This window comes from Agrobacterium sp. GW821-FHT14E08 (genome assembly GCF_058803865.1).
Genome location: NZ_JBXAPJ010000001.1, coordinates 849,939 through 862,642, shown reverse-complemented (window position 1 = coordinate 862,642; position 12,704 = coordinate 849,939). Strand labels below are relative to the sequence as shown.

12 protein-coding genes are annotated in these 12,704 nt (G+C 60.2%); 5 read left to right on the top strand and 7 right to left on the bottom strand.

Features of this window, described 5'->3' with window-relative positions; translation table 11 throughout:
• Window positions 1-21: 21 nt before the first annotated feature.
• The 5 genes from ntrX to dusB all read right to left on the bottom strand — a co-directional run bounded on the left by ntrX (window position 22) and on the right by dusB (window position 7,396).
• Entirely contained in the window at window positions 22-1,386 is a 1,365-nt protein-coding gene (gene ntrX / locus AC1ROR_RS04190; protein ID WP_035217431.1) for a nitrogen assimilation response regulator NtrX, read from the bottom strand.
• Window positions 1,376-3,637: a sensor histidine kinase NtrY-like gene (locus tag AC1ROR_RS04185; RefSeq protein ID WP_035217432.1), complete on the bottom strand. Its 2,262-nt coding sequence runs from the start codon at window positions 3,635-3,637 to the stop codon at window positions 1,376-1,378. Before AC1ROR_RS04185 ends, ntrX begins: the two co-directional genes overlap by 11 nt.
• 149 nt (window positions 3,638-3,786) lie before the next feature.
• The gene (gene ntrC, locus AC1ROR_RS04180; protein WP_035217434.1) at window positions 3,787-5,238 is read right to left on the bottom strand and encodes a nitrogen regulation protein NR(I); all 1,452 of its coding nucleotides are present in this window, start codon (window positions 5,236-5,238) and stop codon (window positions 3,787-3,789) included.
• On the bottom strand, window positions 5,235-6,383 hold the full coding sequence (locus tag AC1ROR_RS04175) for a two-component system sensor histidine kinase NtrB (protein WP_035217435.1): 1,149 nt from the start codon (window positions 6,381-6,383) through the stop codon (window positions 5,235-5,237). Before AC1ROR_RS04175 ends, ntrC begins: the two co-directional genes overlap by 4 nt.
• Window positions 6,380-7,396, bottom strand: coding sequence for a tRNA dihydrouridine synthase DusB (gene dusB / locus AC1ROR_RS04170; protein ID WP_498588661.1), 1,017 nt, complete (start codon window positions 7,394-7,396; stop codon window positions 6,380-6,382). Before dusB ends, AC1ROR_RS04175 begins: the two co-directional genes overlap by 4 nt.
• Window positions 7,397-7,672: 276 nt before the next feature.
• Between dusB and AC1ROR_RS04165 the strand changes: the two genes are divergently transcribed.
• Window positions 7,673-8,860: a bifunctional 2-C-methyl-D-erythritol 4-phosphate cytidylyltransferase/2-C-methyl-D-erythritol 2,4-cyclodiphosphate synthase gene (locus AC1ROR_RS04165; protein ID WP_498588660.1), complete on the top strand. Its 1,188-nt coding sequence runs from the start codon at window positions 7,673-7,675 to the stop codon at window positions 8,858-8,860.
• On the top strand, window positions 8,857-9,366 hold the full coding sequence (locus AC1ROR_RS04160) for a CinA family protein (protein ID WP_498588659.1): 510 nt from the start codon (window positions 8,857-8,859) through the stop codon (window positions 9,364-9,366). The genes AC1ROR_RS04165 and AC1ROR_RS04160 overlap by 4 nt, the downstream gene beginning before the upstream one ends.
• On the opposite strand, the gene AC1ROR_RS04155 is transcribed toward AC1ROR_RS04160, so the two are convergent.
• Complete coding sequence (locus tag AC1ROR_RS04155) at window positions 9,348-9,803, bottom strand: type II toxin-antitoxin system RatA family toxin (RefSeq protein WP_035217445.1); 456 nt, start codon at window positions 9,801-9,803, stop codon at window positions 9,348-9,350. The genes AC1ROR_RS04160 and AC1ROR_RS04155 overlap by 19 nt on opposite strands.
• Before the next feature lie 9 nt (window positions 9,804-9,812).
• Window positions 9,813-10,382 carry a P-loop NTPase family protein gene (locus AC1ROR_RS04150; protein ID WP_498589170.1) on the bottom strand — a complete coding sequence of 190 codons (570 nt, stop codon included), beginning with the start codon at window positions 10,380-10,382 and terminating at the stop codon, window positions 9,813-9,815.
• 251 nt (window positions 10,383-10,633) lie between these two features.
• On the opposite strand from AC1ROR_RS04150, the gene AC1ROR_RS04145 reads away from it, so the two are divergent.
• The 3 genes from AC1ROR_RS04145 (at window position 10,634) to AC1ROR_RS04135 (ending at window position 12,696) form a co-directional block, all read left to right on the top strand.
• Window positions 10,634-10,810 (top strand): hypothetical protein, encoded by a 177-nt coding sequence (locus AC1ROR_RS04145; RefSeq protein WP_003496171.1) that lies wholly within the window; start codon window positions 10,634-10,636, stop codon window positions 10,808-10,810.
• A 128-nt stretch (window positions 10,811-10,938) separates the two neighbouring features.
• Complete coding sequence (locus AC1ROR_RS04140) at window positions 10,939-11,673, top strand: helix-turn-helix transcriptional regulator (RefSeq protein ID WP_498588658.1); 735 nt, start codon at window positions 10,939-10,941, stop codon at window positions 11,671-11,673.
• Window positions 11,674-11,766: 93 nt separating this feature from the next.
• Window positions 11,767-12,696 carry a DMT family transporter gene (locus AC1ROR_RS04135; RefSeq protein WP_498588657.1) on the top strand — a complete coding sequence of 310 codons (930 nt, stop codon included), beginning with the start codon at window positions 11,767-11,769 and terminating at the stop codon, window positions 12,694-12,696.
• Window positions 12,697-12,704 lie beyond the last annotated feature (8 nt).

Here is a 12,704-nt window from a genome sequence, read left to right as displayed (position 1 = left end):
CGGCGACTTGGCCTTCGCTCCTTATACGCCGAGAGATTTCAGTTTGCGATGCAGTGCAGACCGTTCCATGCCGACAAATTCCGCCGTTCGCGAAATATTGCCACCGAAGCGGTTGATCTGGGCGACCAGATAGTCCCGTTCGAACATTTCGCGGGCTTCGCGCAGCGGCAGGGTCATGATGTGCTGGTCGCCCTGCGCCGAAATCTTCGGCAGCATGTCACCAATATCCGATGGCAGCATGTCGGCCGAGATCGGCGCTTCGCCGCCTTCGGGACGGGCAAGGATCATCAGCCGCTCGATATTGTTGCGCAGCTGGCGGATATTGCCCGGCCAGTCATGCGTCTGAAGAACGGCCATGGCGTCGTCACCGATCTTGCGCGGGCGTATGCCGGCCTGCTCGGAAATCTGGCGCATGAACATGTCGACAAGGAAGGGAATATCCTCGCGCCGCTCGGAAAGCGCCGGCACCTTCACGGGCACGACGGCAAGGCGATGGTAAAGATCCTCGCGGAACTGGCCTTCAGCGATCAGGCTTTCAAGGTGATGGGCGGTCGAGGAAATGATGCGCACATCCACCTTCACCCGCTTGCCGCCACCGACACGCTCGAACTGCTGGTCAACCAGCACACGCAGGATCTTGTTCTGGGTTTCGCGCGGCATCTCGCCGACTTCGTCGAGATAAAGAACGCCGCGATGGGCCTCTTCCAGAGCGCCCACCTTGCGTGGCTGTCCGGGCAGGCCCTCGGTGCCGAAGAGCGCAATTTCCATACGGTCCGGCGTGATCGTTGCGGCATTCAGCGCCACGAAAGGTCCGGTGGCGCGTGAGGATTTCTTGTGCACCATGCGCGCCACCAGTTCCTTGCCGGAACCGGAGGGCCCGAGGATCATGATGCGGCTGTTGGTGGGTGCTACCCTGTCGATGGTCTGGCGCAGTTGCGAAACCGCAAGCGACGCGCCGACGAGTTCAACCGCGTCACCCGTGCGCTTCTTGAGTTCCTGAACCTCGCGTTTCAGCTTGGAGTTCTCCAGTGCCCGCTCGGCGATCAGGATCAGGCGATCGGCCTTGAACGGCTTCTCGATAAAGTCGAAGGCGCCGCGCTTGATGGCGTTGACGGCGGTTTCGATGTTGCCGTGACCGGAAATCATGACAACCGGAATTTCGGGATGGCGGCTCTTGATCTCATCCAGCAGCGCCAGACCGTCGAGCTTCGAGCCCTGCATCCAGATATCGAGAAAGATCAGGCGCGGTACGCGCTCCGAAATGGCGGCCAGCGCGCTGTCGCTGTCGAACGCCATGCGGGTCTCGTGGCCCTCGTCGGACAGAATGCCCGCTACGATTTCGCGAATGTCCGCCTCGTCATCCACGACCAGAATATCAGACGCCATATGCTGCTTCCTTGTTATTTTCGCCGCCGACCGCCTCGATATAGGGCAGCAGCACTCTGATCATGGCGCCATGGCCATGGTCGAACTCCGGCGGGGCATCATGGAGCTCCAGATACCCGCCATGCTCTTCGATGATTTTCTTGACGATGGCGAGGCCGAGGCCCGTGCCCTTGTCCCGCATCGTCATATAGGGTTCGAGAATGCGGTGACGGTTCTCGACGGGCAGGCCGCGGCCATTGTCGATGATGTCTGCCACAAAACGGGAATTGCTCTCGTCGAAGGAGGCACGCACCAGGATTTTTCCAGGCCGCTTTTCGCCTTCCACCGCCTCGATGGCTTCCGTCGCATTCTTGATGAGATTGCCGAAGGCCTGACCCAGCATGCGGGCATCGAACATGCCCTCCAGCGGGATGTCGCCCAGTTCGGTTGAGAATTTCGTATCGGCGGCGCTGATTTCGCGCAGGAATGCGGCATCCTTCAGGATTGCCCGCAGATCCGACTTTTCCTTTGTCGGCTTCGGCATGCGCGCAAAGGCCGAGAATTCATCCACCATCCGGCCGATATCACCGACCTGCCGGACGATGGTGTCCGTACACTGGTCGAAGACGGCGCGGTCGCTCTCGTCGATCTGCTTGCCGAAACGGCGCTTGATGCGCTCGGCGGAAAGCTGGATCGGCGTCAGCGGGTTCTTGATTTCATGCGCAATACGGCGCGCCACATCCGACCATGCCGTCGAGCGCTGGGCGATGACGAGATCGGTAATATCATCAAGGGTGATGACGTAGCTGTCGCGGCTGTCGCGGGCATCCTCGCGGGTCACCTGGACATTGAGCGTGCGCTCCTTGCCGCGTCGCATGATATTGATCTGCTTGCGGAAATTGCCGCGCGACCAGGTATTCGCCTCGGTCACGACCTGCTCGATTTCAGGCGCAATCTCCGAGAGTTGCGCGCCGATAAGCTGCTCGGAGGTCTGCGCCAGGAATTCCTCGCCTGACGGATTGACGATGGTGATCCTGCGGTTCTCATCGACACCGATGACGGCGGCGGTGACGCCTGACAGCACGGCTTCAATGAAGCGGCGGCGATCATCGATATCGTCCTTGGCCTCGATGATCTGTTCCTGCTGGCTGCGCAGTTCCGAGACCATCTTGTTGAAGGTGCGCGACAGGCGGCCAACGTCACCATCGACGGCGCGCACGGGCACCAGCACATGCATGTTGCCGGTGGCGACACTATCGGCGGCACCGATGAGAAGGCGGATCGGCCGCACGATACGGTCGGCGACCGCAATGGCCGTCCAGATGGCGGCGAGAAGCACGATCAACGCAAAGCCGAGATAAAGGATTGCGAAGGCGATCTGCAACGGCGCGCGGCCCGCTTCCATCGCCTTGTATTCGGCGCGGTTCTCTTCCATCAGCCGCATCGCGCCCATCACCTTGGGATCGACGGCGCGGACCGTGTAAAGGAAGGTACCGCCGATGCCTTCAAGCTTGATGATGGCACCGACGAGGTTGGTGATGCCAGGTGGGATCAGCGTCGGCTGGCCGGCGGCCGCTTTTTCGAGCGCGTCATGCGGAATGGCCGGAAGCGGCTTTTCCGTCTTGATATCGGCCTGAGCGACGGCGTCACCATCCTCCTGCACCAGAAACGCGCCGAGCAGGCCGCGGCCCTTGGCCTGGCGGGTCATGAGATCAATGAAGCCGGTGCGGTCGAGATAAAAAAGGGCGCGGTTACGATCGAGGTCGGTCGCCATCGACAGGGTCTGGCCCTGAAGATAGCCGGCATTCTCCATCATATAGGCCTGGGCAATATTGCTCGATGAATCGACGATCGATTGCGTGCGCAGCGAAAACCAGCGGTCGAGGCCAACATTCAGCGTCAGGCTGGCGAAAATGGCGACGAGAACGGCCGGTGTGATCGCCACGATGGAGAAAAGCACGACGATGCGCACGTGCAGGCGAGCGGCGGCCCTGCCCTTTTTGCGGGCTTTCAGCAGCCGGTTGATTTCGCGCCCGATGAGGAAGATCAGTCCGATCACGAAGATCGAATTGATCACCACCGAGGCGATGACGACGTTCGATGTCGGCGCAATGGGGGTGACACCCAGAAGCACGAAGAGAGTGAGGATAGCGCAGACAAGGGCGACGCCGGCGAGCACCAGCCCCGGCAAAGCGAAAGACATCCTGCGATCGGCAACCACCATTCCCGCTGCGTCGTCGGCAACGGCTTTTTCGGCGGCGGGTTTCCGCATGCACTACTCCCAATCGCTGGCCAGCCAGCACCACATTTCTGAAGTCAGGCGAGACGCGCCTCAGACTGGCGAATCTCTTTCCTTCTAGTGTTTTTCAAGCAACACAATGTGGCGAAAGTGCAACGACAAATGCGGCCTTGTCAACATTCTCAGCTTGGGCGGGAGCTACGATAGACCGAAACGCCAAGCTCGCGGATTTTCTTGCGCAGCGTATTGCGGTTCAAGCCAAGAAGATCGGCGGCCTTGATCTGGTTACCGCGCGTCGCCGTCAGGGCGGCGAGAATCAGCGGATATTCCAGTTCGCGCAGAACGCGGTCATAAAGGCCGGGCGGCGGCAGGCCATCGCCGAAGCTGGCGAAATAATCGCGCATATTCTCCTCGACCGCCTGCGAAATGGTGAGCGAACCGGTGCGGACCGCCATCTTGTCGAGCGGGCTGTCGGGAACATCCGATTGCAATTCCTGCTCGATGATCTCGCGGGTGATGACTTCCTGAGGATAAAGCGCCATCAGGCGGCGGATCAGGTTTTCCAGCTCACGCACGTTGCCTGGCCAGGCATAGGCCTTCATAACCTCCAGCGCCTCGCTCTCGAAACGCTTGCCTTCCAGACCTTCCTTCTCACCCTGCTGAATGAAATGGCGCACCAGATCGGGAATATCCTCGGCGCGGTCACGCAGCGGCGGCAGGCGCAGCGGCACGACGTTCAGGCGGTAATAAAGGTCTTCGCGGAACAGACCCTGATTGATCGACTGTTTCAGGTCCTTGTTGGTGGCAGCAACGATGCGGACATCGGTGCGGATCGGCGTGCGGCCGCCCACCGTCGTATATTCGCCCTGCTGCAACACGCGCAGCAGGCGCGTCTGGGCGTCCATCGGCATGTCGCCGATTTCATCGAGGAACAGCGTGCCGCCCTCGGCCTGTTCGAAACGGCCGGTGGAGCGGTTCTGCGCGCCGGTGAAGGCGCCCTTCTCATGGCCGAAGAGTTCCGATTCAATCAGGTCGCGCGGGATTGCCGCCATGTTGATGGCGACGAAGGGACCGTTGCGGCGCTTGCCGTAATCATGCAGCGCACGCGCCACCAGTTCCTTACCCGTACCGGATTCACCAGTGATCATCAGCGTCAGGTCGGTCTGCATCAGGCGCGCTAGAACGCGGTAGATTTCCTGCATCGCCGCCGAACGGCCAACGAGCGGCATACCGTCCTGCATGTCGTCATCGAGCTTGGCCGGCTTGCGCTTCGGTTCTGACAGGGCGCGGCCGATGATGGCGATCAGTTCCGTCAGGTCGAAGGGCTTCGGCAGGTAATCGTAAGCGCCTTTTTCCGAGGCTTTGATGGCCGTCATGAAGGTGTTCTGCGCACTCATGACCAGAACCGGCAGGTCCGGGCGAGCCTTCTTGATACGCGGCAGAAGGTCAAAGGCGTTTTCATCCGGCATCACGACATCGGTCACGACAAGATCGCCCTCACCCGCCGAAACCCAGCGCCAGAGCGTTGCGGCATTGGAGGTGATGCGCACGTCGTAACCGGCGCGGCTCAGCGCCTGGTTCAGCACCGTGCGGATTGCGGCATCATCATCGGCGACGAGGATCGTAGCTGTCATAGGTCATTTCCTGTCGTGTTCGGCAAAGTGCGGTCGTCGAACGCCACTTCCGGCGAGACGGGCATCAATACGCGGAAAGTCGTGCGGTGGTTCTGGCTGTCGCATTCGACAATGCCGCCATGGGCGCCGATCAGCTTGGCGACAAGCGCCAGCCCGAGGCCAGAACCATTCGTCTTGGTGGTGATGAAAGGATCGAAAAGATGCGGCAAAAGATCGGCCGGAACGCCCGGGCCATTGTCATGCACGCAGAATTCGAGCGGCAGAGAGATACGCTCGCGGCTGCCGGCAACCGAAAGCCGCATGCCGGGGCGATAGGCGGTGGTGAGGATGATCTCGCCATCCGGCTGATTGCCCACGGCTTCCGCCGCATTCTTCACCAGATTGAGAAAGACCTGCACCAGCTGGTCGCGATTGGCATAAACAGGCGGCAGCGACGGGTCGTAATTCTCCGAAATCTTGATATTGCGGGCAAAACCGGCCTTGGCGATGGCCTTCACATGATCGAGCACGGAATGGATATTGACCGGCACGCGGTCTACCGGCCGCTCGTCGGAAAACACCTCCATACGGTCGACCAGCGAGACGATGCGGTCGGTCTCGTCGCAGATCAGCCGTGTCAGCGCCCTGTCTTCATCGGCAACCGACGTCTCAAGCAGCTGGGCAGCGCCGCGAATGCCGGACAGCGGATTCTTGATTTCATGCGCGAGCATGGAGGCAAGGCCGGTAACGGAGCGCGCTGCCGCCCGGTGGGTCAATTGCCGGTCGATCTTGTCGGCCATCGACCTTTCCTGGAAGACGACGACAACCGATCCCGGTTCGCTGACAACGGGTGCAACGTAGAGATCAACCAGCTTGTCCTGGCCGAGACGCGGTGAACTCAGGTCGACGCGATATTCATTGACCGGCGCGCGGCGCTCCCGCACCTGATCGATCAGGGCGAGCAACGGGCTGCCGAAGGGAATGAAGGTGGAAACGCGGTAGCGGGCGAGATGGGAGGCGCTCGCCCCGAAAAAGGCTTCGGCTTCCCAATTGGCGAAGGCGATGAAACCTTCGGCATCCACCAGAATGACGGGGTTCTGCACCGCGTTCAGAACCGCCATGGCGAGCGGGTTTGCATCTGCCGGGCTGTGTTTGTCAGCGCTCATGCGGCCTTCCTTGCGGCTTCTTCGCCCGCATTTTCGCTAAGGGCGGAGCGCAGCAGATCCGCCACTTCCGCCGTGTCACGCGATGTCATGATTTCAGCCTTGTCAGTCGTGGCGATCTCTGGCGCGAAACGGTCGAGATACCAGCCAAGATGTTTGCGGGCATGCCGGAGACCGGCTTCCCTTCCGTAGAATTCCAGCATCATCTCGTAATGTTCGATGGCGATGGCGGGAATATCGTCGCGGTGCGGCGCTGAATGTCCGGCGAGCGCCGCCGGCAGCCAGGGCTGACCCTGTGCGCCGCGACCGACCATGACGGCATCAGCACCCGAGCGACGCAGGATTTCCCGCGCATCTTCGGCTGTTTCCACATCGCCATTGGCGATCAGAGGCACGGAAATCACCTCGCGCACGGCGCGGATGGCGTCCCAATCCGCACGCCCCTCGTAAAACTGCATACGGGTGCGGCCGTGAATGGTGATCAGCTGAACGCCTGCGGCTTCGGCACGGCGGGCGATCTCCGGCGCATTGATGGTGTTCTGATCCCAGCCGAGCCGCATCTTCAGCGTCACAGGCACGTCGACCGCATTGACCGTTGCCTCGATCAGCGAGAGTGCATGATCGGGATCGCGCATCAAAGCCGAGCCGGAATAGCCGCCCGTTACCTTCTTGGCTGGACAGCCCATATTGATATCGATGATTCCGGCGCCGTTATCGGCAGCGATCTTCGCCGCCTCGGCCATGAAATGCGCTTCGCGCCCGGCGAGCTGCACCATATGCGGAACCATGCCGGCATTTTTCAGCCGCGCCCAGGATTCCCCGCGATTGGCGACAAGTTCGCGGCTTGCCACCATTTCCGTGACAACAAGGCCCGCACCGTAACGCCAGGCGAGCTGCCGGAACGGCAGATCCGTCACGCCCGACATGGGCGCCAGCACGGCGCGATTACGGATCGCAACTGAGCCGATGCTGAACGGTTCTGACAACTCCGGAAAGGGCAACTGATGATCTTTCATGCAGAAGGGTTATTTGCATTATTTTTAGACAGTGTTTGTGCAGTTGCCAAGCACTTTTAGAGGGTTGCACCTTTTATTTGCTGGGCGACTGCCTGCCTGTTTTGCTGTCGGCAGCAATTTGTGCAGGTTCGAACACGCAAGGATTGCGGATCCTGCGAGGTGCAGGGGCGGATGCGCGTCTTATCGGGCTGGCCATCCGGGTTTTGAAACGCTAGAGCAGGACTGTCAACCGCTAAGGGTTGCGCGCAAAGCATAAGACCAATGCAGGAAAGTACTATGAAACTCGGCATCGTCATCGTCGCCGCAGGACGCGGCGAAAGGGCAGGCTCCCCCGAGGAAGGGCCGAAACAATATCGCCCGATCGGCGGCAGGGCCGTGATCGAGCATACATTGTCGACCTTTCTGGATTGGGATCACGCCTCTCCGATCGTTGTCGTCAGCCATGCAGACGATGCAGCACTGCTGTCGCCGATCCTTGAACGGCTGAATGCCGGAAAGCGGATCGTCACCGTCACGGGCGGCGCGACACGCCAGCAATCGGTGCTTGCCGGTCTGGAAGCGCTCTCCTCGGAAGAGCTGACGCATGTGATGATCCATGATGCCGTGCGGCCTTTCGTCGCCGTGGACATGCTGGAACGCATTATCGCCCTGCACCGGGCCGGTGCTAGCGGCGTTCTGCCTGCCCTGCCCGTCACCGACACGCTGAAGCGCGGTTCGGATGGTCGCGTCGTGGAAACGGTTTCCCGGCAGGGGCTTTATGCGGCGCAGACACCGCAGAGTTTCGGCTATGGCGATATTCTCGCCGCGCACCGCGCCGCTGCCGCCTCCGGAAAGTCCGATTTTACCGATGATGCTTCGATTGCCGAATGGGCGGGACTGACGGTAACGCTGACCGAAGGTTCGGTCGACAATGTAAAACTCACTCTCAAGCGGGATATCGCCATGGCCGATGAAAAGCTCACCCACGGATTGCCGGACGTGCGCACCGGCAATGGTTACGACGTGCACCAGCTGGAGGCCGGCGACGGTGTGACGCTGTGCGGCGTCTTAATCGAACACGACCAGAAACTCAAAGGTCATTCGGATGCGGATGTGGCCTTGCATGCGCTGACGGATGCGCTGCTCGCCACCTGCGGTGCTGGCGATATCGGCGATCACTTCCCGCCTTCCGAGCCTCAATGGAAGGGTGCCGCCTCACGCATCTTCCTCGAACATGCGGCGAAAGTGGTGCGCGACAATGGCGGCACGATCATGAATGCCGATGTCTCGCTGATTGCGGAAGCGCCGCGTATCGGCCCGCACCGCCAGGCCATGCGCGAAGCACTCTCGGACATGCTGGGCATCGCGCTGGAGCGCTGCTCGGTGAAGGCGACGACCAATGAGACCATCGGTTTCGTCGGCCGCCGGGAAGGCATTGCTGCAATCGCCACCGCTACCGTTGTCTACAGGGGCAGACCTTTATGAGCCTTTTTCCCGCTGACATAGAAGAGCTGGCGCGGCAGATCATTGTCGATTTCACCGCGCATGGCCTCATGGTCTCGACCGCGGAAAGCTGCACCGGCGGCCTGATCGCCGGTGCCCTGACGGAGATTGCCGGCTCCTCCGCTGTCGTCGATCGTGGTTTTGTCACCTATACCAATGAAGCCAAGATGGACATGCTGGGGGTTGGTGTCGAGACGCTGGCGAATTTCGGCGCGGTTTCCCGACAGACGGCGCTGCAGATGGCGCATGGCGCCCTGTTTCGTTCACGGGCGGATTTTGCGGTCGCCGTTACCGGTATTGCCGGTCCGGGTGGTGGTTCCGCCGACAAGCCGGTCGGGCTGGTGCATCTGGCCGCCAAGGCGCGCGATGGCGGCAGCCTGCATCGGGAAATGCGTTACGGCGAGATCGGCCGCACCGAAATCCGGCTTGCGACGGTGAGGACCGCGCTTGAGATGCTGATTGCCCTCAATCAGGCCGGGTCCGTATAAATTTTATCGGCACGCGTTTCGAAGGCTTCGGCGAACATGCGGAAGGCCCTGTCGAACATCGACCCCATGACTGCGCCGAGCAGACGGTTCTTGAATTCGTAATCGATGAAGAAATGAATGGCTGAGCCGCCCTCGTCCGAGGCCTCGAAACGCCAGCGATTGTCGAGATATTTGAACGGGCCGTCGATATATTTCACGTCGATGGCGCGTTCGGCCGGGTTCAGCAGCACCTGCGTGGTGAAGGTTTCGCGAATGGCCTTGTAGCCCACCGTCATATCCGCCACCAGCAATACCTTGCCATCGCGCTCCTTGCGCGAGCGGACGGTGAGCGCCTCGCAAAGGGGCAGAAACTGCGGATATTTCTCCACATCGGCGACAAGGTCGTACATGCGGTCGGGCGAGTGTTTGACGTGGCGATGCGTTTCGAACTGTGGCATGAGCGGCAGTTAATCCTCGATACGCAGAAGATCAAGAAGGCGGCGAAACTGTTTTCGGCTTTTCAGCTGGAATACCGGCACATCAGGACCATAAAGCGCGAAATTCTGCTCGAAGATCGGCGTATGGCGCCGCTCGAAATTCCAGATATAGCGCAGGAAATCGAGATCGATCCTTTCAGGGCAACCCTCCGCCATTTCGGGCCTCGCCTTGCCATAACCCTTGATGATTCGGCTGACCGCGCCCCACAGGCAAAGCCAGCGCGGCATGCGCACCCACAGGACGATGTGGGATCTCGGCAGGCGCATGTCGAAAGATGACGGGTTGCTGCCATCCATCAGCCACTTCTCCTCTGCGACGATGGCGGCGATCTTCTGCCGTTGTTCCTCGCGCGGACGCGCCTGCCAGCCCGGCAACCAGAAAATCTCGCGATCCATGGAAATGTAGCGAAGCCCGAAGGCAGCCGAGAGCTTATGTGACAGTGTCGACTTGCCGCCACCAGAGCAGCCAACGACCATGATACGTTTTGCGCCCGCAATGATTTTTGCTGCGTCTTCGGCTCTATCCAGATAGTGCGGCATCGCGTAAGCCTCGTCAGGACCGCTGGAACACCGTGCTGCCAACCCGATATAGCGTTCTAGAACGATATCGTCGTTGCGCATGGCAGTTACGGAAAATTGACTATTGCAACCCCCTCGCAGGGATTGCTATTTATTTGCCACTAATATTACACCCACTGGATGCAAACGCGCCGGGCACTCCCGATTTCCCCACGCGTATTCACCCTTGGGTTCAGACCCGACATAACCGCTTTGAGCCACTGAGTGAGCCGATGGACGATTTTTCCAACATCATCAACCTTCTCGAATCCGCCAAGCAACTCGCATCGATGAATGGCATGCCGGTGCTTGCCTATCTCATTGACGTTGCAAAATGCGAGGCGAGAGAGAACAAGCCGGTTCTGCGCAAGCGCAAACGCGGCGAATCGACCGCCAAAGAAGACTGTTAATTGCCGGCGCGCAGAGCCGACCGATAAAGCCGACTGGCCCAATCTTCAAGACGATGTCATAATCAAACAATGAAACTGGCCGCTTTTTCGAGGCGGCCATTTCTTTGCACAATGGAAACGACAGCGTCATGATGGCCGCATCCGCAAATATCAGAACCTACAGGGAAGAAAGACCGAAGGAACGGCATGGCTTCGTGCAGATCGTTCTTCCTGTCTCCGGGCGTCTGCTGATCGATGTGGCTGGATGGCAGGACGAATTGTCGACCGGACGCGGCGTGTTCATCCATCGCGATGCGCCGCATACGCAGGAAGCGACGGCAAGCAACCGCTCGCTGGTGGTGGATATCGATGAAGGCGCCCTTCCCGAGCAAACGCTCGAGAAATTCGCCCATTCGCCGTTTCTCGACATAGCGCAGGATACGCGGCAATTGATCGCCTATATGCGCGGCGTCATCGGAACAGAGGGGCGACGCGACGATATTGCGGACCTGTGGGCGCCGCTCCTGGTCGACAGCCTTGCCAATGAGAAAGCCGACATCCGCCAACGCCTGCACAGGCTCGTTGCACTCATCAGGGCGGAACCGTTCTTCCCCTGGACCATCGAGATGCTGGCCTCCTGCGTGACGATCAGCGACAGCCGCCTGCATGCGCTGTTTCTCGAGGAATTCGGCCTCCCGCCTCACCGCTGGCTGGCCGGGCTGCGCATGGACAAGGTCTGCGCATTGCTCAGCAATTCCACCCTGCCAATTGCTGAGATCGCCTTGCGGGCCGGTTTTTCCGACCAGACTGCACTGACACGCGCCATGCGCAATGCAGTGGGTGAAACGCCCGCAGCTTACCGTCGGATCTACGGGATTCATTAAAACCGCCAGCACATCCGTCAGGAGTTTTTGTCAAGACAGCCGCAAAGCGCTGTGGCACATCGCAGGCAAATGTGAATGCGGATGTGACATGACATGAACAGAACAGGTCTCGGTGTTTTTTACGGCATGCTGGCGGGTGCGCTCTGGGGTGGGATTTTTCTCGCCCCGAAACTCGTGCCGGATTTTTCGGCCCTGCAACTGTCGACGGCGCGTTATCTCACCTATGGGCTGATTTCCCTCATCATCATCGGGCCGCGCCTGAAACGCGTGTCGGCCCATTTTGGCGCGCAGGAGTGGATAGCACTCGGCTGGCTGAGCATGATCGGCAACATCGCTTATTATGTCTTCATATCGACGGCGGTGAAATTGAGCGGTGTCGCCTTCACCTCGATCATCATCGGTTTCCTGCCGGTCGCCGTCACCATCATCGGCAGCCGTGATCATGGCGCGGTGTCGCTGAAGCGGCTGTGGCCGTCGCTGGCCTTCGGCGCAATGGGGATTATCGGCATTTCCTGGCAGTCGCTGACGGAAAACGATGCGGGGCTCGATGTCTCTCGCGTCATCGGGCTTGCCTGTGCGCTCGGTGCGCTAGCGTCATGGACGGCCTTTGCGGTTGGCAATGCCCGGTGGCTCTCCCGCCTTCACGATGTCAGCGCCGATGACTGGAACATGATGACCGGTGTGGTGACCGGTGGGCTTGCGCTGGCGCTCGCCATTCCGGCCTTTGGCTTTGGCGGCGAAAGCCATAATTCGAGCGACTGGCTGCATTTTGTGGCCGTTGCAGCCGGACTGGGTTTCACCGCCTCCATTCTCGGCAATGCCTTATGGAACCGCATGAGCCGCCTTCTGCCGCTCACCATGGTCGGGCAGATGATCCTGTTCGAAACGCTGTTTGCGCTGCTTTACGGATTTTTATGGGAAGGACGCGGGCCGACCATTGTCGAGATCGTGGCGATCTGTTCGGTGGTGCTGAGCGTGATCTTGTGCATGCGGGCGCATAGGCCGGAGAAGGTTGTGGTGTGAGCGAGGCA